General features: G+C 72.6%; 19 protein-coding genes. 13 read left to right on the plus strand and 6 right to left on the minus strand.

Annotated elements, in window-relative coordinates:
• The first annotated feature begins 113 nt into the window (after positions 1-113).
• A complete protein-coding gene (locus tag Q8W71_RS03305; protein WP_305523900.1) occupies positions 114-1151 on the plus strand; it encodes a KpsF/GutQ family sugar-phosphate isomerase in 1038 nt (345 codons plus the stop codon).
• A 45-nt stretch (positions 1152-1196) separates the two neighbouring features.
• On the opposite strand, the gene Q8W71_RS03310 is transcribed toward Q8W71_RS03305, so the two are convergent.
• The 3 genes from Q8W71_RS03310 to Q8W71_RS03320 all read right to left on the minus strand — a co-directional run bounded on the left by Q8W71_RS03310 (position 1197) and on the right by Q8W71_RS03320 (position 3817).
• On the minus strand, positions 1197-1949 hold the full coding sequence (locus tag Q8W71_RS03310; RefSeq protein ID WP_305523901.1) for an SHOCT domain-containing protein: 753 nt from the start codon (positions 1947-1949) through the stop codon (positions 1197-1199).
• Positions 1950-2098: 149 nt separating this feature from the next.
• On the minus strand, positions 2099-2683 hold the full coding sequence (locus Q8W71_RS03315; RefSeq protein ID WP_305523902.1) for a nitroreductase family protein: 585 nt from the start codon (positions 2681-2683) through the stop codon (positions 2099-2101).
• Between the two features lie 69 nt (positions 2684-2752).
• Positions 2753-3817: a GSCFA domain-containing protein gene (locus Q8W71_RS03320; protein ID WP_305523903.1), complete on the minus strand. Its 1065-nt coding sequence runs from the start codon at positions 3815-3817 to the stop codon at positions 2753-2755.
• A gap of 61 nt (positions 3818-3878) precedes the next feature.
• Between Q8W71_RS03320 and Q8W71_RS03325 the strand changes: the two genes are divergently transcribed.
• Entirely contained in the window at positions 3879-4901 is a 1023-nt protein-coding gene (locus Q8W71_RS03325) for a WcbI family polysaccharide biosynthesis putative acetyltransferase (protein ID WP_305523904.1), read from the plus strand.
• Positions 4902-4905: 4 nt separating this feature from the next.
• Here Q8W71_RS03325 and Q8W71_RS03330 read toward each other — a convergent pair whose 3' ends face one another.
• Positions 4906-5301 (minus strand): response regulator, encoded by a 396-nt coding sequence (locus Q8W71_RS03330; protein ID WP_305523905.1) that lies wholly within the window; start codon positions 5299-5301, stop codon positions 4906-4908.
• A 354-nt stretch (positions 5302-5655) separates the two neighbouring features.
• Between Q8W71_RS03330 and pal the strand changes: the two genes are divergently transcribed.
• The 6 genes from pal (at position 5656) to glmM (ending at position 12943) form a co-directional block, all read left to right on the plus strand.
• Positions 5656-6192, plus strand: a complete 537-nt coding sequence (gene pal / locus Q8W71_RS03335; RefSeq protein WP_305523906.1) for a peptidoglycan-associated lipoprotein Pal — start codon at positions 5656-5658, stop codon at positions 6190-6192.
• A 206-nt stretch (positions 6193-6398) separates the two neighbouring features.
• On the plus strand, positions 6399-7412 hold the full coding sequence (ybgF, locus tag Q8W71_RS03340) for a tol-pal system protein YbgF (RefSeq protein WP_305523907.1): 1014 nt from the start codon (positions 6399-6401) through the stop codon (positions 7410-7412).
• Between the two features lie 122 nt (positions 7413-7534).
• Positions 7535-8578: a tRNA lysidine(34) synthetase TilS gene (gene tilS, locus Q8W71_RS03345; protein ID WP_305524075.1), complete on the plus strand. Its 1044-nt coding sequence runs from the start codon at positions 7535-7537 to the stop codon at positions 8576-8578.
• Between the two features lie 3 nt (positions 8579-8581).
• Entirely contained in the window at positions 8582-10504 is a 1923-nt protein-coding gene (gene ftsH / locus Q8W71_RS03350; protein ID WP_305523908.1) for an ATP-dependent zinc metalloprotease FtsH, read from the plus strand.
• 208 nt (positions 10505-10712) lie between these two features.
• A complete protein-coding gene (locus Q8W71_RS03355; RefSeq protein ID WP_305523909.1) occupies positions 10713-11459 on the plus strand; it encodes a sulfite exporter TauE/SafE family protein in 747 nt (248 codons plus the stop codon).
• 143 nt (positions 11460-11602) lie between these two features.
• Positions 11603-12943, plus strand: a complete 1341-nt coding sequence (gene glmM, locus Q8W71_RS03360; protein ID WP_305524076.1) for a phosphoglucosamine mutase — start codon at positions 11603-11605, stop codon at positions 12941-12943.
• A gap of 79 nt (positions 12944-13022) precedes the next feature.
• Here glmM and Q8W71_RS03365 read toward each other — a convergent pair whose 3' ends face one another.
• The gene (locus Q8W71_RS03365; RefSeq protein WP_305523910.1) at positions 13023-13361 is read right to left on the minus strand and encodes an MmcQ/YjbR family DNA-binding protein; all 339 of its coding nucleotides are present in this window, start codon (positions 13359-13361) and stop codon (positions 13023-13025) included.
• Positions 13362-13615: 254 nt separating this feature from the next.
• On the opposite strand from Q8W71_RS03365, the gene Q8W71_RS03370 reads away from it, so the two are divergent.
• The 4 genes from Q8W71_RS03370 (at position 13616) to Q8W71_RS03385 (ending at position 17171) form a co-directional block, all read left to right on the plus strand.
• Positions 13616-14608, plus strand: coding sequence for an outer membrane protein (locus Q8W71_RS03370; RefSeq protein WP_305523911.1), 993 nt, complete (start codon positions 13616-13618; stop codon positions 14606-14608).
• Positions 14609-14791: 183 nt separating this feature from the next.
• Entirely contained in the window at positions 14792-15613 is an 822-nt protein-coding gene (locus Q8W71_RS03375; RefSeq protein WP_305523912.1) for an outer membrane protein, read from the plus strand.
• A gap of 215 nt (positions 15614-15828) precedes the next feature.
• Positions 15829-16728: an outer membrane protein gene (locus Q8W71_RS03380; protein WP_305523913.1), complete on the plus strand. Its 900-nt coding sequence runs from the start codon at positions 15829-15831 to the stop codon at positions 16726-16728.
• Between the two features lie 167 nt (positions 16729-16895).
• Complete coding sequence (locus Q8W71_RS03385) at positions 16896-17171, plus strand: hypothetical protein (protein WP_305523914.1); 276 nt, start codon at positions 16896-16898, stop codon at positions 17169-17171.
• Between the two features lie 45 nt (positions 17172-17216).
• Here Q8W71_RS03385 and Q8W71_RS03390 read toward each other — a convergent pair whose 3' ends face one another.
• A complete protein-coding gene (locus Q8W71_RS03390; protein ID WP_305523915.1) occupies positions 17217-17765 on the minus strand; it encodes an HNH endonuclease in 549 nt (182 codons plus the stop codon).
• 494 nt (positions 17766-18259) lie between these two features.
• On the opposite strand from Q8W71_RS03390, the gene Q8W71_RS03395 reads away from it, so the two are divergent.
• Positions 18260-21055: a DUF3772 domain-containing protein gene (locus Q8W71_RS03395; protein ID WP_305523916.1), complete on the plus strand. Its 2796-nt coding sequence runs from the start codon at positions 18260-18262 to the stop codon at positions 21053-21055.
• Positions 21056-21284: the final 229 nt, after the last annotated feature.

Raw genomic sequence — 21284 nt, forward strand, 5'->3', positions numbered from 1 at the left:
GGCAACGGCACCCCCCGGGTCACAATCCGGCCACGCCGCCTGCCTAAGCGTCGCACCCCGGGCCGGCGGCCCGCGCCGCCCGCGCGGACGCCGAGGGTGCAAGACGAGACGACATGACGCCATCCGCCGCGACCGCGCTCCTCGACGACAGTTTCCCCGTCCCCGTCTCGGCCAACCGCGACAGCCGCCGCGATATCACCCGCGACATGGGCGTGCGCAGCCTCCAGATGGGCATCACCGCCCTCCAGGAGGCAAGCGCCGCCTTCGAGGGGCCGCTCGGCGAGGCGTTCGAGCGCGCGGTCGAGCTGATCCTCGGCGGCAAGGGCCGGGTGATCGTCAGCGGCATCGGCAAGAGCGGCCATATCGGCCGCAAGCTCGCGGCGACGCTGGCCTCCACCGGCACCCACGCGTTCTTCGTCCACCCGACCGAGGCGAGCCACGGCGATCTCGGGATGATCGCCCGCGACGACGTGATCATCGCGCTGTCGTGGTCGGGGGAGACCGCCGAGCTGTCCGACCTCGTCGGCTTCACCCGGCGCTTCTCGATCCCGCTGATCGCCATCACCCGCAACGGCGCGAGCACGCTCGGCCGGGCGGCGGACGTGCTCCTGGAACTGCCGCGGGTGCGCGAATCCTGCCCGCACGACCTCGCCCCGACCTCCTCCAGCTTGATCCAGCTCGCGCTCGGCGACGCGCTCGCCGTGGCGCTGCTGGAGCGGCGCGGCTTCACCTCGGCCCGCTTCCGCACCCTCCATCCCGGCGGGACGCTCGCCGCGCGCCTCAAGACCGTGCAGCAGCTCATGCACGGCGCCGACATGCCGCTGGTGGGCGAGGACGCGCTGATGTCGGAGGTGCTGATCGAGATGGCCGCGCGCCGCTACGGCTGCGTCGGCGTCGCCGATGGCGCCGGCCGGCTCGTGGGCATCGTCACCGACGGCGACCTGCGCCGCCACATGGGCCCGGCGCTCCTCGACACGCCGGTCCGCACGGTGATGACCCGCGATCCCATCACCGTCGAGCCGCACAAGCTGGCGAGCGCCGTGCTGGAGCTGATGAACCGCCGGCTCATCACCGCCGTCTTCGCCGTCGACGACGGCCGGCCGGTCGGCATCCTGCACGTCCACGACCTGCTGCGCGCCGGCATCGCCTGATCTTTTTGGGACTTCTTGCGCGCCGCGCGCCGGTGCGCGGCGCGTCTACAGGCGCGCCAGCAGCTCGGCCTTCTTGTCCGCGAACTCCTGCGCCGTGAGCACGCCCCGGGCGTGCAACGCGGCCAGCCGCTCGATCGTGGCGAGGACGTCCCCCGGTGTGTCCGAGCCCGGCGGGTTGGCCGCGGGTGCGGGCGGCTGCTCCGGCGGCGCCGCGGCCGGGTCGGCCTGCCGCGGCGCGGCGCTCTCCGCCTCGATCCGGCGCAGGCGGTCGAGGGCGACCGCGCCGCCGGGACCGGTGAAGCCGAGGACGCCGTTCGCCTGCGACACCCCGGAGATGCTGTGCTCGCCGGTGTCGTACAGCGCGACGCCCGCGCCGGAATCCACGGCGAGCCGCCGGCTCTCGGGGAAGTAGGCGTAGCGCAGCCCGTTCTGCGAGCCGGAACTCGACGGCCGGCCGAGGTCGGCCGGCCACCACTCGCCACGGCCCGAGGCGACGGGGGTCGCCTCGGAGAAGCCGCCCGCCGGCAGGGCGGCGGCCAGCTCGTTGCACAGGGCGTTGACCCGCGCCTTCAGGCCGTCGTCGAACATCCGGCCGACCATGGTCATGCCGCCCGCGAACCACTGGCCCATCCCGCCGAGGTCCGGATGGTCGAACTGCGCCATCGTCCCGCCGCCGCGCTCGAGTGCGTGCACGAGATGGCGCACCGCGTCGATGCCGACCCCGTGGCGGTCGGCCATCGCCTGGAGGCCGGAGGCGTGGTCGAGACCGCCCGCGTCGATGAAGTCGGTGCCGCTCATGAACATCCCCCGATCCTGCGCAGGGCGCCGCGCCGCCCGGATCCGCCGTCCCAACCTCGAAAGAAACGGTCGGGACGCGGCGGGTTTCCCCGCGAGGCCCCGCAGTGCACGCCGACGACGCAAGCCCCGCGCCGCCGGCCGGCCCCGGGTCAGGCCGGGAACGGTCCGGCGTGGACGAAATCGGTGATCGGACGGCGGCCGTTCGGCGCCTCGCGCGGCCGTTGCTCCTCGGTCAGCTCCGCCTCGGGCGTCTTGCGGCCCACGGCGAAGGCGGCCTCGACCCGGTGGTGCTCCGGCAGGCGCAGGGTCTCGGGGGCGCGGGCGTGGTCGAACCCGGTCATGCCGTGGGCGTGCCAGCCCTGGCGGTTCGCCTGGAGCTGGAAGGCCAGCGAGGCCGCGCCGGTATCGAAGGAGTGGCTGTAGGAGGGCTTCAGCTCGTCGCCGACCTTCATCCGGCCGTTCGAGACGAGGAACAGGATCGCGCCGGTGCCCGCCACCCATTTCTGGTTTCCGGGCACGAGCAGGCCGAAGAACGTCTCCCAGTTGGCGTCGTCCCGCAGGGCGTAGAGGAAGCGCCAGGGCTGCGAATTGTAGCCCGAGGGCGCCCAGCGCGCCGCCTCGATCATCCGCATCAGCTCGGCCTCGGGCAGGGCCTCTCCGGTGAAGGCGCGGGGGCTGTGCCGCTCGACGAAGATCGGGTCGATGGCGTGGTCGGGCCGGCGGGGCTGGCTCAAAGGATGTCTCCGGGGGAGCGTCTCGGGTGCGGATCTCCCTGCACGAAACGCGCCCCCGGAGGCAAACCCTCAGGCCACGCTGCGCTCGATCTCCTCCTCGTCGCAGATCACGCCGGCGTTGCCCTCGAACTCGGCGGCGAGGTCGACCGGCGCCTGGACCGGCGCGGCGGCGCGGTCCCGGGCGAAGGTCGAGAGGAACAGGCGCATCACGTGGCGCACGCCCGCGTCGTTGATGGTACGCTGGTCCTCGTTGTAGTAGCGCCCCGCGTTCACGTTGCTGGTGACGATGTCGTAGGCGGGGAAGTAGACCGCCCGGGGATCGTTGCGCGCCACCACCTCGCCGGCCGCCACCCGCAGAACCGACTTGGAGTAGCTGTTCGACTCCATCACGTGCCGGTCCATGTAGGTGGCGATCATCGGCACCGGCGAGACCGTGAAGATCACCCGCGCCTTGGGGTTCACGCTCCACAGCCGGTCGAGGAAGCCGTTGAGGTCGCCGAGCACCTCCGCCGCGCCCGCGTTGACGCATTCGTAGAGGTCGGGGTCGAAGGTGCCGCCGGCCACGCCCGGCGCCAGCGGCAGGGCGGCGCCGTCGGCCCGCCAGCGCCAGCCCTCGGTGAGCCCGAGCGTCAGCACGAACACGTCCAGCGTCTCGAACAGACGGCGCACCTCGGCCAGATGCGCGTCGCGGGCGGCGATCACCTCGGCCTCGCTGGCGTAGCCGTCCGGCTCGACGGTGGGGCGGAACGGGTCGACGTAGCGGCCGTCGTCGCGGGTCCACGCCTTCAGCTCCGGCTCGAACCGGCCGTAGGCCCGGTCGAAGAGCTGCACGAACTGGCGCGTGTAGTAGAGGTTGCCGTAGCGGGCCGAGAAGGTGCCGAACTGCCGGGCGTTGGCCTCCTCGGCGCTCATGCCGGGAGCGGGCGGCTCGGTGAGGTAGTAGTTGAAGCCGGCCCCGCGCACCGCCTCGGCCACCCGCTGCGCGAAGCAGGAGCCGCCGGTCGCCACCTTGTCGGTGGGGCCGATGACGAAGCTGTCCTTCGGGTGCGGGTTGACCGCGAAGGGCGGCACGTTGGTCACGACCTTGCGCCAGAATCGCTCGGCCGGTAGACCCGTGTACGGATTCAACGCCATCTTCGAACCTTCTCCATCACGGCGGCGGCCTGCCCGCCCTCCGCTGGGACCGGCGCGCAACGTGGCCCTGAACGACCTGCCCCGGCGCGCCCGCAGCGCGTTCACACTCTCGGCGCCATCCTGGGCGACAGCGTGGCGAACGCGCGGCCGCGAGCCGTCGGACCGCACCGGCCCGTCCATCGCCGTGCTCGGCAACTGCCAGGCGCGGGGCGTCGCGCAGGCGATGCGGCTGCTCGCCCCGAAGAGCCCCGTGCGCTACCTGCCGATGGGCACCCTGAAGCGCGACCACGGCCAGCTCGACGGTCTCGCCCGCGCGCTCAAGGCCCACGCCCACGTCTTCAGCCAGACCTTCCCCGCCGGGCTGATCCCCGGCGGCGACAGCGCGGCCCTCCAGGCGCGCGAGCCCCGGCTCAGGCTGTTCCCGGCGATCGTGTTCTCGGCCTTCCACCCGGACGTGGTCTATGCCGGGCAGGCCTCCGACCTCGCGGCGCTGAAGCTCGCCCCCTCGCCGCTGGGCCAGTACCACTCGGCGATCGCGCTGTGCGCCCACCGCCTCGGGCTCGACGTGCCCCGCACCGCCGGCCTGTACCGGGCCGACGTGTTCGCCCGGCTCGGCTATCTCGACCACTGGGACCCGGCGACGCGCGAGCTGGTGGCGTCCGCCGCCGGCACCGGCTTCGGCCTGGAGCGGGAGCTGACCCGCTGGGCGCGCCGCGGCGCCTTCATGCACGTGATGAACCACCCCAAGGCCCACGTGATCGGCGACATCGCCCGGCGGCTGCTGCGCGAGAGCGGGATCGAGCCCGAGCCGGTGGAGGTGGAGGACTATCTCGGCGACGAACTCGCCCACGACGTGGTCTGGCCGGTCTACCCGGCGGTCGCCGAGCATTTCGGCCTGACCGGCTCGTACCTGTTCAAGACCAAGCCCCGCGGCGACGGCTTCCCGCGCCTCTACGACCTGCCGGGCTTCCTCGCCGCGAGTTTTTCGCTCTACGACGCGACGCCCGCCGCCGACCGGCACTGCCCGCGGGTGGAGACGTGGCTCGGCGCCCCCGAGCTCGTGGCGCTGTTCCGGGGCGGGTGAGACCTCAGCCCGCCGCCCGCACCGGCGCGTCGGCGAGCCCCTGGACCATCAGCCGGACGGTCTGGTTGACCTCGCGCACCTGGAACGGCTTGCGCAGGAACAGGCTGCCCGGCACGCCCCGGCCGCGCCGGCCCGCATCCGCCGAGGTGTAGACCACCGGCCGGTCGGGATGCATCGCCCGGTAGGCCGTCGCCACCGTCCAGCCGTCGATCAGCCCCGGCAGGTTGATGTCGGTGAACAGCCAGTCGATCTCGTCCCCGCGCTCGCGCAGGATCGTCAGGGCCGCCTCGCCGGTCGAGGCCTCGATCACCCGGATCCCTTGCGTCTCGCACAGGCTCGCGATGATCTCGAGCAGCAGGTAGCTGTCCTCGACGATGAGCACGCACTGGGCGCGGGGCATGGCGGTGTCCGGGTCTGCGATCCATGCAATCCAGGGGCGAACAGGGTTGAGATTTCCTTAACGACTGTCCCAGCCGGGGACGCCGGGGCCTGTTGCGCCGGTGCAACCCGGCCGGCCGAAACGGCGGCGCCCGTCGGCCCCGCCCCGCTGGGGCCGCAATCCGGGCGCGTCAGCGGGAGCCGCGGGTGCGTCGCCGCACGCCGCGGGCCGGAACGGGGTGCCAGGGACGGGCCTGCCCGCCCCGGCGGAACCCGGGCTTAACCAACCGCGCCTAGGAACGGCGCTCGGAACGACGCGGACCCCCCTCGAAGACCCGCAGCCGGCCTTCGGCCCCGCGCGAGGAGTTATTCGACCATGCCCCTGCGCCCCAGCGCCACTGCCCCGCGCAGCACGCCCCTGCGCACAGCCGCCCTCGGCCTCGCGCTCTGCGCCGCCCTCGGGCTCGGCGCGTGCAGCAACGACAAGAACCTCGCCGACGCCTCGGCTCTCGGCGGCGGCCTCAACGGCGGCGCCGGGGTGCCCGGCAGCGCGCAGGACTTCGTGGTCAACGTCGGCGACCGGGTGTTCTTCGAATCCGACTCCACCGACCTCACCCCGACCGCGGTGGCGATCCTGGACAAGCAGGCGGCGTGGTTGCAGCGCTACCCGCGCTACACCTTCATCATCGAGGGCCACGCCGACGAGCGCGGCACCCGCGAGTACAATTTCTCCCTCGGCGCCCGCCGCGCGCAGGCGGTCAACGACTACCTCGCCACCCGCGGCATCGCCGCGAGCCGCATGCGCACGGTCTCCTACGGCAAGGAGCGCCCGGTGGCGGTGTGCAACGACATCTCCTGCTGGTCGCAGAACCGGCGGGCGGTGATCGTCCTCGACCGGGGCGCCGGCGCCTGACCCGGCCGGCGCGGCGGGACCGGGAACGGCGGGACCGGAAAGATCCCGCCGCGCCGCAGTTTCGCCGCGGCACGGGCGCATCTGACGGGGCCCGCGCGTCGCGGCCGCCCCGGAACCCTCTCCGGCGGGCGCGACAGCGGGACCTGGAGACGCGGGGTCCGATGCCGGATCGGGCCGCCTCTCCGCCACCGGACCGCAGCCCCGCCATGCCCGCCCGTCTCCGCACCCGCCTCGCGCTCGCCACCGCCCTTGGCGCCGCGCTCCTCGCCAGCCCCGCCGCCGCGCAGGACGCCTCCGAGCTGGTCGTGCGGCTCGGGCGCATCGAGAGCCAGACCCGGGTCATGGCCGGGCAGATCGAGACCCTCCAGTACGAGAACCGGCAGCTCAAGGAGCAGCTCCGCAAGTTCCAGGAGGACGTCGAGTACCGGCTGAACGAGGGCAAGGGCGGCAAGGGCAACGCCTCGGGCGCCCCCGCGGCGCAGTCGCCCGCCCCCGCCTCCCGGCCGCCGGCCGGCGCGGTGGACGGCGTCAATCCCGGGAACGGCGCCCCCCGGCCGCAGCGGCGCGGCGACGCCTTCGACCCGGAGAACGCCCCCGGCGCCCCCGGGGCGCCGCGGCAGCTCGGCACCACGCAGCCCTCGACCCCGCTCGCCCGGCAGGCCTACGAGCCGCCGCCGGCGCAGCCGCTGCCGCAGGCGGCGATCGACGACGAGGACGCGGATGCGGGCGGCTACGACGAGCCGGTCGACCTGCGGCCCCCGGCCCGCACCGGCGTGACCGGCGCCATCGCCCCGCCCGACCGCGCCGCGAGCGTGGCGGCCACCGGCAGCGGCGACCCGTCCGCCGACTACGAGGCCGCGGTGAACCTCGTCCGGGACCGCCAGTACGAACAGGCCGAGATGGGCCTGCGCCAGTTCCTCCAGTCGCACCCGCGCGACGGCCGGGTGCCCGGCGCCACCTACTGGCTCGGCGAGAGCTACCTCGCCCGCGGCCGCAACCGCGAGGCGGCGGAGCAGTTCCTGAAGGTCTCCACCGACTACGCCCGCTCGACCCAGGCCCCCGACGCGATGCTGAAGCTCGGCGTCTCGCTCGCCGCTCTCGGCGCCCGCGAGCAGGCCTGCGCCACCCTGGCCGAACTCGACCGCAAGTTCCCGAACGCGGCCGCCACCGTCCGCCAGGGCGTCGCGCGCGAGCAGAAGCGCGCCCGCTGCACCGCGTGAGCGGGCGGGGGGACGCGGGTCCCTCCGATCCCGTCCTCGCCGCGCTCGCCCCCTGGCTCGCCCCCGCCCGCGGGGGCGCGGCGCTGCTGGCCGTCTCCGGCGGCCCCGATTCCACCGCCCTGATGCACGCCGCCGCCGCCCTCGGCGCGTCCGCGCACGTCGCCACGGTCGATCATCGCCTGCGTCCGGATTCCGCCGCCGAGGCCGCCTCGGTTGCCCGGGCCGCCGCGGCGTTGGGCCTGCCGCACGCGACCCTCGCCTGGACGGCCACGAAACCCGCGACCGGCCTCCAGGAGGCGGCCCGCGCGGCCCGCTACCGGCTGCTCGCCGCCCACGCCGCGGCGGTCGGCGCCGACCGCGTCCTCACCGCCCACACCCGCGACGATCAGGCCGAGACGGTGCTGCTGCGGCTCTGCGCCGGCAGCGGCCCGGCCGGCCTCGCCGGCATGCGGGCCGAGCGCCCGCTCGCCCCCGGGATCGGCCTCGGGCGGCCCTTCCTCGCCCTGCCGAAGGCCGCCCTCGTGGCGTGGTGCGAGGCGCGCGCGATCCCCTTCGTGCGCGATCCCTCGAACGCGCAGCCGCGCTTCGCCCGCGCGCGGCTGCGCGCCGCCCGGTCCGCCCTGGAGGCCGAGGGGCTGACCGCCGCCCGCCTCGCCCGGCTGGCCGAGCGCGCCGCCCGCGACGAGGCGGCGCTGACCGAGGCCGCCGGGCGCGCCCTGGAGGCCGCGCGGCTCGGACCCGACGCCCCCCTGCGGCTCGACGGCGGGATGCTCGCCGCGCTGCCCGAGGCGGTGGCCCTGCGCTGCCTCGACCGGGCGATGACCCGGGCCGGCGCCGCCCCGCGCCGCCTGGAGCGCCTGGAAGCCCTCGTCCTCGGGGCGCTGCTGCCGGCCCTGCGCCGGGGCGAGGCGGTGCGCCGCACCCTGGCGGGACTCGTGGTCGCGGCCGATGCCCGCGGGACCCTGACACTCGCGCCCGCCCCGCCCCGGCGCTCCGCGCCCGGCGCGTTACCCATGGGGCGCGATGTCGGGCGCGACGGCGTCCCGGCGGCACCCGACTTACTTGGCAAGGGGGAGCCCCACGCCTACATTGGCGGGGCGTGCTCGGAGGAGCCGGCGCTCCTTCACGAGAAGGACGCCCGGGGGACCGCACGCGCCAGGGATTGATCGATGAACCCGAATTTTCGCAACTTTGCCTTGTGGGTCGTCATCTTCCTGCTGGTGCTCGCCCTCGTCACCCTGTTCCAGAACCCGGGACATCGCGGCGGCGGCAGCGAGATCGCCTACAGCCAGCTTCTCAACGACGCCGATTCCGGCAAGATCCAGTCGGTGGTGATCTCCGGCCAGGACGTGTCCGGCACCTATGTCGGCGGCGGCAACTTCACGAGCTACATCCCCAACGACCCGAGCCTCGTCTCGAAGCTCCAGGGCAAGGGCGTGCAGATCACCGCACGCCCGCCGTCCGACAACACGCCCTGGTTCATCCAGCTCCTCGTGAGCTGGCTGCCGATCCTCGTCTTCATCGGCGCCTGGATCTTCCTCTCGCGCCAGATGCAGTCGGGCGCCGGCCGCGCCATGGGCTTCGGCAAGTCGAAGGCCAAGCTGCTGAACGAGGCGCACGGGCGCGTCAGCTTCGACGACGTCGCGGGCGTGGAAGAGGCGAAGGAAGATCTCCAGGAGATCGTCGAGTTCCTGCGCGACCCCCAGAAGTTCCAGCGCCTCGGCGGCCGGATCCCGCGCGGCGTGCTGCTCGTCGGCCCGCCCGGCACCGGCAAGACGCTCATCGCCCGCGCGGTGGCGGGTGAGGCCAACGTGCCGTTCTTCACCATCTCGGGCTCGGACTTCGTCGAGATGTTCGTCGGCGTCGGCGCCAGCCGCGTGCGCGACATGTTCGAGCAGGCCAAGAAGAACGCCCCCTGCATCATCTTCATCGACGAGATCGACGCCGTCGGCCGCCACCGCGGCGCCGGCCTCGGCGGCGGCAACGACGAGCGCGAGCAGACCCTGAACCAGCTCCTCGTCGAGATGGACGGGTTCGAGGCCAACGAGGGCGTCATCATCATCGCGGCGACCAACCGCCCGGACGTGCTCGACCCGGCGCTGCTGCGTCCCGGCCGGTTCGACCGCCAGATCATGGTCCCGAACCCGGACGTGACCGGCCGCGAGCGCATCCTGCGCGTCCACGTCCGCAAGGTGCCGCTGGCCCCCGACGTCGACCTGAAGACCATCGCCCGCGGCACCCCCGGCTTCTCGGGCGCGGACCTGATGAACCTCGTCAACGAATCCGCGCTGCTCGCCGCGCGCCGCGGCAAGCGCATCGTCACGATGCACGAGTTCGAGGACGCCAAGGACAAGGTCATGATGGGCGCCGAGCGGCGCACCCTGGTGATGACCGAGGACGAGAAGCGGCTCACCGCCTACCACGAGGGCGGCCACGCCATCGTCGCCCTGAACGTGCCGGCGACCGATCCGGTCCACAAGGCGACGATCATCCCGCGCGGCCGGGCGCTCGGCATGGTCATGCAACTCCCCGAGCGCGACAAGCTCTCGATGAGCTACGAGCAGATGACCTCGCGGCTCGCCATCATGATGGGCGGCCGCATCGCCGAAGAGATGATCTTCGGACGCGAGAAGGTCACGTCGGGCGCCCAGTCGGATATCGAGCAGGCGACGCGGCTCGCCAAGATGATGGTCACCCGCTGGGGCTTCTCGCCCGAACTCGGCACCGTGGCCTACGGCGACAACAACGACGAGGTCTTCCTCGGCATGTCGATGGGCCGGCAGCAATCGGTCTCGGAGGCCACCGCCCAGAAGATCGACGCCGAGGTCCGCCGCCTCGTCGAGGCCGGCCTGGAGGAGGCGCGCCGCATCCTCGGGGAGCACAAGGACGACCTCGAATCCCTGGCCCAGGGCCTTCTGGAGTACGAGACCCTGACCGGCGAGGAGATCCGCAACCTGATCAAGGGCCAGCCCCCGGTCCGCGACGGCGGCGACGTGCCGCCGACTCCGGCCCGCGGCTCCTCGGTCCCCTCCGCCGGCCGCGGCCGGCCGAAGGAGAACGACGGCGGGCTGGAGCCGCAGCCGCAGGCCTGAGGTCGGCGACGCGCGATGGAATTCGGAAGGGGCGCCGAGAGGCGCCCCTTTTCCGTCCGCAGCCGGTCCCGGGGGTGCCGTCCGGTGACGATCCCGGGCGCCTGTCCCCCGAACGGCGCGGCGGCCCCGCTATCGGGCTCGGCCGCGCGCGGGGAAATCGGCGAGATCGGCGGCGCAGGCCCTCCCAGGCCGACGAGCGGGCCCCAGGATGTCCTTCGCGATCTACTGTATCGTCGGTCTCGGCGCCGCCGCGGCCGGGTTCGTGCAGGGCCTGTCGGGCTTCGCCTTCGGCCTCGTCGCGATGTCGTTCTGGGCCTGGGTGATCGACCCGAAGCTCGCCGCGGTGCTGGCCGTGGCGGGCGCCCTCACCGGGCAGGTGGTCGCCGCCCTCACGGTCCGGCGCGGGTTCGACCCCGGCCGCCTCGCCCCCTTCGTGCTCGGCGGCCTCGTCGGCATCCCGCTCGGCGTGCTTCTGCTGCCGCGCCTCGATACGGACTGGTTCAAGGCGATCCTCGGCGCCCTGCTCGTGGTCTGGTGCCCGGCGATGCTGCTCGCGAAGGATCTGCCGCGGGTGACGGCCGGAGGGCGGGTCGCCGACGCCGTGGTCGGCCTCGGCGGCGGCCTCCTCGGCGGCCTCGGCGGCTTCGCGGGCACGCTGCCGACCCTGTGGTGCACGCTGCGCGGCTACGAGCGCGACACGCAACGCGCGGTCATCCAGAACTTCAACCTCGCGATGCTCACCGTGACGATGGCCGTCTACCTCGCCTCGGGCCTCGTCACCGCCGCCGCGCTGCCGATGCTCGCGATGGTGCTGCCCGCCATGCTGATCCCGACCGTCCTCGGGACGCGGGTCTACCTCGGCATCAGTCAGGCGGCGTTCCGCAGGTTGGTCCTGGGCCTCCTCACGGTCTCGGGCGTCGCCCTGCTGGCATCGACCCTGCCGCGGATCCTGTAGGCCCGGCCCCGATCCCGGCCGCATTTCGACCGCCTTTGTCGCGGAGCACCGGATTCACCATGCCGATACCCGGGCATCCGGCCGGGACCGGACATCTGCTAGACTTCGCCTCGGCCTTCGGGCCCGGCACCGGGGAAGCGACGTTGCGCAAGTATTTCGGGACCGACGGCATCCGCGGCCGCGCCAACGGGGTCATCACCCCCGAACTCGCCCTCAAGGTGGGTCAGGCGGCCGGCCTCGTGTTCCAGCGCGGCGACCACCGCCACCGGGTGGTGATCGGCAAGGACACCCGGCTCTCCGGCTACATGATCGAGACCGCGCTCGTGGCGGGCTTCACCTCGGTCGGCATGGACGTGCTGCTGCTCGGACCGGTCCCGACCCCGGCGGTGGCGATGCTGACGCGCTCGATGCGCGCCGATATCGGCGTGATGATCTCGGCCTCGCACAACCCCTACGAGGATAACGGCATCAAGCTGTTCGGCCCCGACGGGTTCAAGCTCAACGACGCGATCGAGCGCGAGATCGAGGCGCTGATCGACGCCGAGCTGAACCGGCGCCTGTCGGCCTCGGGCGATCTCGGCCGGGCCAAGCGCATCGAGAGCGTCCACGCCCGCTACGTCGAGTTCGCCAAGCGCACCCTGCCGCGGCAGGTCACCCTCGACGGCCTGCGCGTCGTGGTCGACTGCGCCAACGGCGCCGCCTACCGGGTTGCCCCCGAGACCCTGTGGGAGCTCGGCGCCGAGGTGATCGCCATCGGCACCGAGCCCGACGGCTTCAACATCAACCGTGACGTCGGCTCCACCGCCCCCTCGGCGCTGGTCGAGAAGGTCCGCGAGCGCCGCGCCGACATCGGCATCGCGCTGGACGGCGACGCCGACCGGGTGCTGATCGTCGACGAGAAGGGCCACGTGGTCGACGGCGACCAGCTCATGGCCGCGGTCGCCCGCTCGTGGAAGGAGGACGAGCGGCTGACGCAGCCGGGCATCGTCGCCACGGTGATGTCCAACCTCGGGCTGGAGCGCTTCCTCGGCGGGATCGGCCTCGGCCTCGCCCGCACCGCGGTCGGCGACCGCTACGTGCTGGAGCACATGCGCGAGCACGGCTACAACCTCGGCGGCGAGCAGTCCGGCCACATCATCATGTCGGACTACACCACCACCGGCGACGGGCTGGTGGCCGCGCTCCAGCTCCTCGGCGTCGTGCAGCGGCAGGGGCGGCCGGTGAGCGAGGTCTGCCACTGCTTCGAGCCGCTGCCGCAGATCCTCAAGAACGTCCGCTACCGCTCCGGCGAGCCCCTGCGCCAGGACAGCGTCGTGACCGCGATCGAGCAGGCGCGCGAGCGGCTCGGGGCGGGCGGCCGCCTCGTGATCCGCCCGTCGGGCACGGAGCCGGTGATCCGCGTGATGGCCGAGGGCGACGACCGCGGCCTCGTCGCCGAGGTGGTCGACGAGGTGGTGGACGCGGTGGCCCGGGCCGCCGCCTGAGCGCGCGCATGCGCGGCGTTCGCGTTCCGGGCGGCTCGGCGCTCGAACGGCGTTCGCGCGCTGCCACGGCCGACCGGGATCAGCGATCCACGTAGGCGGCGACGAGGTCGGGCGGCGCCGTCGTCCGCCACGCCGCGAGCAGGGCCCCGCGCAGGGTCTCGTCGTCGCAATCGTCGAGGTCGAGGTTGGTCCAGCCGCGCCGGCCCCAGGCGCCGTCGAGGGGCGCGAACAGGTCCGGCCCGGCCGCGCAGGCCGCCTCCTGAAGCGCCGGCGTCAGCCGCAGCACGATCCGCGCCTCCTCGACCCACAGCGTCGCCAGAACCCGTCCGCCGACCCGGAAATCCGGGTTGCCGCTGTGCACGCCCTCGACCGTTTCGGGCAGCAGCCGCGCCAGGGCGCGCACCGCGTCGGGGCTCACGCGGGTCCCCGCGCCGATCCGCAGGCCTGTCCGTCCATCGCGCGCATCGCCTCGGTTCGACTGTCGCCGGAGGGTCTTCAGCGGCCGGGAGCCCAGCAGACCGGCCCGGGAACCGCGATCCGGCCAGATGTTTAGCGACCCCGCAAGCCTAACATTTAACGTTAAGTCGGATTTAAGACGTTGCCGTCATCCTCCGCTTCGTCCCCTGGGCCGGCATGCAAGCTTCCGGCACACGAGTCGAGTGAAGGAATCCTATGGCCCGCTCCAAGCTCTCCGCGCTGGTGCGTAGCCTGACGCTCGCTGCGAGCGTCGGCGCGCCCTGCCTCGCCGCCGCCGCCGACCTGCTGCCGCCCCCGCCGCCGCCCCCGCCGCCCCCGCCGATCGAGGTCGGCGGCGGCTGGTACCTGCGCGGCGACGTCGGCGCGAGCATCTACGACCGGACCAAGTACGTCTCCTACGACGATTGCCACACCTGCGGCGGCGACAAGCGCGCCTTCGGCAACGCGATCGGCAGCGGCGGCTTCGCCGGCGTGGGCGTCGGCTACCAGTTCACGCCCTTCTTCCGCGGCGACGTGACCGCCGAGTACCGCTACTCGACCGGCCTGCGCGGCAGCAACTACTACAACTTCGGCACCGACGACTGGGGCAACGGCCTCTACGGCACCGAGAAGACGACCGGTCACTTCGATTCCGGCGTGTTCCTGGCCAACGCCTACTTCGACCTCGGCACGTGGTACGGCATCACCCCGTTCATCGGCGGCGGCGTCGGCGTGGCGCTGAACAACGTCAGCGGCTTCCAGACCGACTCGAGCTTCAACAGCCCGGTCTACGGGTATTCGCCCTACTACGACTCGTGCAAGTGCGGCGGCAAGGGACATCCGTCGTTCGTCTACGGGCCGAGCTACAACCCCGACGGCAGCACCCAGTACAAGAGCGCCACCGGCACCACCTACTACAAGGACAAGTCCACCACGAGCTTCGCCTGGGCCCTCCACGCCGGTCTCGCCTACAACGTCACCGACGCGTTCAAGGTCGAACTGGCCTACCGCTACCTGAACCTCGGCAAGGTCGAGACCGGGATCGGCTGGAGCACCTGCTGCGGCACGCTCCAGTCCGTGAAGATCAAGGACATCGAGGCGCACGACGTGAAGATCGGCCTGCGCTACTACCTCGGCGGCGTCATCGCCGCGCCGCTGCCCCCGCTGATGCCGGAGCCGGTCCCGGGCCCGCTGGTCCGCAAGTACTGATCGCAATTCCCAACGTTCGGACGGCCGGCGGCGCGGAGGTTTCCTCCGCGCCGCTGGCGTTTTGGGGAATGTTCGACGGTCACGGTGACGCACCGTTAGGGTTAAGCCGTTCATAACATCTTGCGTCTACAGTCTTGACAGGATGTGCGCGGGTGTTTCGCGCACGGCGTCGGAAACCGATCCATGCGTGCGTTCGCCCTCGTTCCCGCCTGCCTCGCCGCGCTGACCGTGACGGCGGGCGCGGCGGACCTGCTGCCGCCCCCGCCGCCGCCGGTCGTCGTCGCGCAGCCGGTCGGCACCGGCTGGTACCTGCGCGGCGACTTCACGCGGACCTTCTTCGACGCGCCGAGCGACGGCCTGCGGCCCGATACCTACGACCCCGACCGGCCGGCGCTCGTCGGCCTGCGCCTGAACGACACCAGCGGCGGCGGCGGCGGCGTCGGCTACCACGTCACCCCGTGGCTGCGCCTCGACGTGACGATCGATCAGCGCGCATCGAGCCGCTTCGCGGGCTTCTCCTCGCGCTCGGCCTTCGCGACGGGCGGCAACATCGAGACCGGCCGCGCGGACGTGCTGACCGGCCTGTTCAACGCCTACGCCGACCTCGGCACGTGGTGGGGGCTCACCCCGTATGTCGGCGCCGGCATCGGCTTCTCCGACACCCACGTGAACGGCGCCTTCACCCAGACCGCCTGCGCGGTCGACGCCTGCGACGGCGCCCCGGGCATCGGCCCCCGCATCGCCGTGCTCCGCCCGAGCCGCTCGGTCGCCTCGTTCGCCTACGCGCTGACCGCCGGCGTCTCCTTCGCCGTCGGCTACGGCTTCAGCATCGATGCGGCCTACCGCTACGTCGGCCTCGGCCCGATCAAGACGGGTGCCGACAGCTACGGCTACGCCACCCGCCTGAAGGACATCGCCGCCAACGAGTTCCGGATCGGCCTGCGCTACGACATCCCGGGCTTCGGCGACGTCGTCCGCGTCGGCTCCAACCCCTACGGCAACTGACCGCCTCTCGAGCTCGTCCCCGACCGGCCGCGCGGGCCCGGCATCCCCCGCCGGGTCCGTGGTCGTGCGCGCGTCCGCCCCGGCCTCTTCCGATCCGCCTGGCCGTATCGGGATGGTAACGGCCCCGGTCGCGGAACGGTTGATTAAGGTTACTCAGGTATCACGATCGGGCGGTCCGATCAGGTGCAAGTCCGGACACGCCGGGGACGGTTCCGATGCGTGCGCTCACCCTGTCGCTGCTGGCGGCCCTCGGCCTCGGCGCCGCGAGTACGGCCCGGGCCGCGGATCTCGACTACGATTACCTGCGCGGCGCGGATTACGACCCGGCGCCGGTCGCGGTGCTGGACTGGAGCGGCGTCTATCTCGGCGGTCACGGGGGTTACACGTCCGCGGCGGTGGGATCCAAGGGAACGCTGCAGTCTCTGATCTATCAGAGGAGCCACGACTCCACGGCGGAAACGGATTTTAGAGCTTCGACGCTCATCAATCCGAGCAACGCGCGCGTCGGAGACGTGACCTTCGGCGGGTACGTAGGCTACAATATGCAGTTCGATCAGTTCGTATTCGGAATCGAAGGCGATTACACATCTTTTGGACGTATGGCGGTGTCCGGCGATAGAATCGGTCGGTTCGGAACTAGTAGCACGGGCCTTTTTGAGACGGTAAGCCTGAACGGATACAGCGCAACACGGGTCAACGATTACGGCACGATACGGGGCCGCGCCGGGTACGTGCTCGGCAGCTTCATGCCTTATGTGACCGCCGGCTTGGCGATCGGCCGTGCCCGCATCGCCGACACCGTGGCCTATCGGGATTACGGATATAGTCTGACGGCCTATAACGCGACGCTCGCGGGTAATGCGACGTATGTCGATCGCTTCGGCTACACGAGCTTCAACCCCGCGTCGCCAGCGGATGGGACACCGGCGGTCAGCCTGCTGGCGCGGACACGCACCAGGGTGGTGGCCGGTTTCGCGGCAGGCGTCGGTCTTGAATATGCCGTCACCCCGAATATCCTGCTGCGCGGTGAGTACCAGTACGTGCTCCTGAACAATTTCGATGGGCGTAAAATCAATCTGAATACCGTCCGCGGCGGCGCGGCGGTCAAGTTCTGAAACCGTGACCGCTCGGACCGCCCGGGTGTCCGCACCCGCACGTCATCGCGAGCGGAGCGACGCGACCCAGGGCGGCGCGCGGCCGGCGGACGTGGCGCGACCGAACGGCTTCGCTCCGCTCGCAAGGACGGCGCGCGAGGTCGAACCCTCGAACCGGAGCCCCTGAGATGCCCGCCCGGAGCCCAGCCACGACCGCCCGCGCGCCGCGACCCCGCCGGGCGCTCGCCGGCCTCGCCGCCCTGCTCGTCGGCCTCCTGCCCCTGGCGGCGACGGCGGCGGACGATCCCTTCGGGGATCCCGGTCCCCGCCGGCTCCGCCAGCGCCGGCCGCCGCCCGCGCTGGTGCCGCCGCCACCCGGCCCCCCGATCATCTCCGGCTACCTGCCGCGCAACAACGCGGTGCCGATGTACAACCAGCCGCCGCGCCGGGCGCCGGTCTGGTAGCGCGCAGGCCTTCCGTCGCGGCCATCGACGCGGCACGCCCGGCTCTCAGCTCTCCAACTCGCTGTCCCAGTACAGGTAGTCGAGCCACGTGTGGTGGTACTGCCGGTGGTCGAACTCGGGCTGGCGGTGGTGCAACTCGTAGCGGGTCGGGCGCCGCGGGGCGTTAAGCAGCGGCATGGCCGCCTCGTCCGGGGTGCGGTTGGCCTTGCGCAGGTTGCAGGGGCTGCAGGCCGAGACGACGTTCTCCCAGTTCGACAGGCCGCCGCGGGAGCGCGGGATCACGTGGTCGAAGGTCAGGCCGCCCGAGGGCAGGCGTAGGCCGCAATACTGGCAACTGAAGCCGTCGCGCAGGTAGATGTTGTAGCGGGTGAAGGCCGGGGCGCGGGCGAGCGCCACGTAGTTCTTCAGGGCCACGACGCTCGGCACCTTGAGCGCGCGCGAGGGCGAGCGCGCCTCGATGTCGTAGCTCGCGACCAGGGTGACCCGGTCGAGGAACAGCGCGGTGAAGGCGTCCTTCCAGGACCAGAGCGAGAGCGGATTGTACGAGAGCGGCCGATAATCCGCGTTGAGCACGAGGGTCTGGAGATCCATCATCGGCGCGACTCGTATCCGGCTATCTCTGGCGCGCGCGGCGCGCGGGACGCCTGCCCGCCCGCGCGTCGCCACCCGGCGGGAGACGGCGCCCGGGGCGCCGGCTGGGTTGCGGCAGGGTTTGCTTCGCGATGAGCAACAGGGGGAGGGGCCGGCGCTGAGGGGTGCCGGTCGGGGCGGTCGCATCCGGTGCGCGGCCGGGCCGGGGCGGTGACGCCCCCGGCCGCGCCCTCTCGCGTGACGACGAAAAGGCCCTGTCCATCGGGGCTTAATCTAATCCCAGCGTGACACCCTTGTGAAGCTTTTCGCCCGGGAAGCGGCGACGCACCCACAGCCGCGGGTTCGGCGCGGGCGCCGGCGCGGGGTGGCGGCGGCACGCTTTCGCCCTATTGCTGGACCAAAGCCCCGCCCCTCCTCCCGCCCGCCGGACGCGAAGCCGCCGGGCCTTCCGGTGCCGGGCCCCGCGCCAGCGCGTCCGCCCCGACGAGAGGCTGCCCATGTTACGATTCCTGGACCGCGCCGCCTTCCTCCGTGAACGGCGGCAGGACGCCAGTCTTTGCAATCAGAAGCTGCTCACCCGGCGGAGTACCCCTGCGCGTCGGCCGGGAGCCGCGGCGTCCGGCCTCCTCGCCGCCGTGGGTCTCGGCATCCTGGGGCTCGGCATCCTCGATCTGGGAGCGCCGGTGCCCGCCCTGGCCCAGGGGGCGCCCGCGCAGGCCCCGGCCGCGCAGCCCGCCGAAGCAAAGCCGCACGAGTCCAAAGCCCACGAGTCGAAGGCCCCCGAGTCCAAGGCTCAGGACGCCAAGCCCCAGGACGCCAAGCCTCAGGATCCCAAGGCACAGGAGGCGAAGCCCACCCCGGCCAAGCCGGCGCTCCCGAAGCCCGAGATGTCCGACGCGCTGAAGGCGGTGCGGGCGCAGCTCGACGCCGCCAAGGGCGAACTCGACCGCAGCGAGAAGGCGCTGTCGCGCCCGGACCTGACCGCCCCCGAACTCTCGGCGATCCGCGACACCGCCGCCGCGGCCGGCGAGGAGATCCGGGCGCTGGTCACCCGCCTCGACGCGCCCCTGGAGGCGGCCCGCGAGCGGCTGACCCAACTCGGGCCGAAGCCCAAGGACGTCGAGGAGAGCGCGGACGTCGCCCAGGAGCGCGCGGAGCGCGAGGCCGCGGTGACCAGCATCGACGAGACCCAGCGGCTGGCGCGCTCGCTGGTGGTGCAGAGCGACCAGATCATCGACCGGGTGTCGAACCGGCGGCGCGAATCGTTCACCCGCGACCTGTTCCAGCGCTCGCAGCCGCTGGTCAGCCCCGGCCTGTGGACGAAGGTCGCCGCCGACGTGCCGCGCGACACGCGCTCCCTCCAGAGCGCGCTGGCCGATATCGGGCTGCTGTATTCCCGCAACGGCAACCTCGGGAACATGCTGTTCCTCGGCCTCGCCTTCGGCGTCTCGGTGGCGCTCTACTTCGGCCGCCGCAACATCGCCCCGCGCGCCGCCCGCCGCGACGCCGGCACGACCGAGCCGTCGCGCCGCGCCCGGCTGCTCGGCGCGTGGCGGGTGATCCTGCTCGGCACGGTGCCGGCGGTGGCGGGCTCCTACGCGGTCTACTACGCCCTCGACTCGACCAACCTCCTGCCCTCGCGGCTGCTGCCGGTGGCCGGCGCGATCCTCGGCGGCCTCGCCTTCATCGCCTTCGTCGAGGCGCTCTGCGACGGCCTGCTGTGCCCGGACAAGCCGGCGTGGCGGCCCACCCCGGTGAGCGACGCCGCCGCCCTCCGGCTGACCCGCCTCGCCGTCAGCATCGCCGTGGTCGGCACGGTTGTGAAGTCGGTGGAGGCGCTCAATTCCGGCATCTCGGCGGCCCTGCCGATCTCGATCGCCACCCGCGGCCTCGGGGCCGTCGCCACCGCCCTGATCCTCGCCATCGGCCTGCACCGCTTCGCCGACACCGACCAAGAGGAGGAGGCCTGCTTCGGCCCCTACGTGCCGACCAAGACCACCACCGGCATCGGCGGCCCGGCCCGGCTGATCGGCTGGGCCGCGGTCGGGGTGATCGGCGCCTCCGCCGTCGGGGGCTACGTCGCGCTGGCGACCTTCCTGATGGACCAGCTCGTCTGGGAGGCCTGCGTCCTCGTCCTGCTCTACCTGCTGGTGCAGAGCGTCGACGTGTTCGTCGGGCGCGCGCTCACCGAGGAGACGCGGCTCGCCACCGCGCTCCAGGCCAATACCGGCCTGCGCAAGCGCTCCCTCAACCAGATCTCGGTACTCGCCACCGGCGCCACCCGCGTCGTGCTGATCCTCGTGGCCGCGCTCCTCGTGCTCGCGCCCTGGGGGCTCGATTCCACCGACATCGTCTCCTCGGTCCGGCAGGCCTTCTTCGGCTTCACGGTCGGCGGCGTGACGATCTCCCTGTCCGCGATCGCGATCGGGATCGGCATCCTCGGCCTCGGCGTCGTCGTCACCCGCGCGGTGCAGCGCTGGCTGGAGGGGACCTACCTCCCGGCCACCGACCTCGATGCCGGCCTGCGCAACTCGATCTCGACGGTGGCGGGCTATTGCGGCTTCCTGCTCGCGCTGGCCTTCGCCTTCTCCTATCTCGGCCTCAGCCTGGAGAAGCTGACCATCGTCGCCGGCGCCCTGTCGGTCGGCATCGGCTTCGGCCTGCAATCGATCGTCAACAACTTCGTCTCCGGCCTGCTGCTCCTGTGGGAGCGGCCGATCCGGGTCGGCGACCAGGTGGTGATCGGCGATTCCGAGGGCATCGTGAAGCGGATCTCGGTGCGCTCCACCGAGATCCAGACCTTCGATCGCTCTGCGGTGATCGTGCCGAACTCGAACCTGATCTCGGGGATCGTCAAGAACCGCGTGCGCGGCGACCGCACCGGCCGGGTCAGCCTCACCGTCAGCGTGCTGCGCAACCAGGACCCGGTGAAGGCCGCCGAGATGATCACCGGCTGCGCGCAGGCGCATGCCGACGTGCTGAAGGAACCCGCCCCCCGCGTCGTGTTCAAGAAGATCGGCGACCCGTTCCTGGAGTTCGAGCTGCTGGTGTGGATCTCCGACGTCAGCCTCGGCCAGAAGGTGCTGACCGACCTGAACTTCTCGGTGTTCGACACCCTGTCGGGCGCGGGTTTCATCCCCCCGCTCGGCCCCGGCTCCAGCGTCGTCACGGTCCAGGGCCTCGACGGGATGCAGCAGGCGATGGGCGAGATCGCGAGCCGGTTCGCGCAGGCGCCCGCGGATGGCGGGGAATCGGTCCGGCGCGACCGCGCCCTGCGCAGCGCCGGCGCGTGAGCGCTCAGCAGGCGTCGAGGCGGACGGCATCCCGGCTGGTCACGGGCGGCGTCGGCCGCGGCACGACCGGACGCTCCCGCGACCCCGCCGATGCACGGTGAACGGCATCGGCGACGGAACCGGAACGGCTTTCCGGGTCGCGATGTTGTGGATGGGCCGTCGAGGGACTGGGGATCGCGCGCGGACAGCCGTCGTTCGGCCCGGCGCGGCGGGCTTGAGAGGCGTGCGG

The organism is Methylobacterium amylolyticum, assembly GCF_030700245.1.
GTDB lineage: Bacteria > Pseudomonadota > Alphaproteobacteria > Rhizobiales > Beijerinckiaceae > Methylobacterium.

What these genes read in the sequence shown, in the direction of transcription:
- Q8W71_RS03330 (WP_305523905.1), bottom strand. Translation starts at nt 5,301, where the DNA reads ATGCCCCGCGCCCAGTGCGTGCTCATCGTCGAGGACAGCTACCTGCTG.
- Q8W71_RS03320 (WP_305523903.1), bottom strand. Translation starts at nt 3,817, where the DNA reads ATGGCGTTGAATCCGTACACGGGTCTACCGGCCGAGCGATTCTGGCGC.
- Q8W71_RS03395 (WP_305523916.1), top strand. Translation starts at nt 18,260, where the DNA reads ATGTTACGATTCCTGGACCGCGCCGCCTTCCTCCGTGAACGGCGGCAG.
- tilS (WP_305524075.1), top strand. Translation starts at nt 7,535, where the DNA reads ATGCACGCCGCCGCCGCCCTCGGCGCGTCCGCGCACGTCGCCACGGTC.
- pal (WP_305523906.1), top strand. Translation starts at nt 5,656, where the DNA reads ATGCCCCTGCGCCCCAGCGCCACTGCCCCGCGCAGCACGCCCCTGCGC.
- Q8W71_RS03390 (WP_305523915.1), bottom strand. Translation starts at nt 17,765, where the DNA reads ATGATGGATCTCCAGACCCTCGTGCTCAACGCGGATTATCGGCCGCTC.
- Q8W71_RS03370 (WP_305523911.1), top strand. Translation starts at nt 13,616, where the DNA reads ATGGCCCGCTCCAAGCTCTCCGCGCTGGTGCGTAGCCTGACGCTCGCT.
- ftsH (WP_305523908.1), top strand. Translation starts at nt 8,582, where the DNA reads ATGAACCCGAATTTTCGCAACTTTGCCTTGTGGGTCGTCATCTTCCTG.
- Q8W71_RS03375 (WP_305523912.1), top strand. Translation starts at nt 14,792, where the DNA reads ATGCGTGCGTTCGCCCTCGTTCCCGCCTGCCTCGCCGCGCTGACCGTG.
- Q8W71_RS03385 (WP_305523914.1), top strand. Translation starts at nt 16,896, where the DNA reads ATGCCCGCCCGGAGCCCAGCCACGACCGCCCGCGCGCCGCGACCCCGC.
- ybgF (WP_305523907.1), top strand. Translation starts at nt 6,399, where the DNA reads ATGCCCGCCCGTCTCCGCACCCGCCTCGCGCTCGCCACCGCCCTTGGC.
- Q8W71_RS03310 (WP_305523901.1), bottom strand. Translation starts at nt 1,949, where the DNA reads ATGAGCGGCACCGACTTCATCGACGCGGGCGGTCTCGACCACGCCTCC.
- Q8W71_RS03305 (WP_305523900.1), top strand. Translation starts at nt 114, where the DNA reads ATGACGCCATCCGCCGCGACCGCGCTCCTCGACGACAGTTTCCCCGTC.
- Q8W71_RS03380 (WP_305523913.1), top strand. Translation starts at nt 15,829, where the DNA reads ATGCGTGCGCTCACCCTGTCGCTGCTGGCGGCCCTCGGCCTCGGCGCC.
- Q8W71_RS03355 (WP_305523909.1), top strand. Translation starts at nt 10,713, where the DNA reads ATGTCCTTCGCGATCTACTGTATCGTCGGTCTCGGCGCCGCCGCGGCC.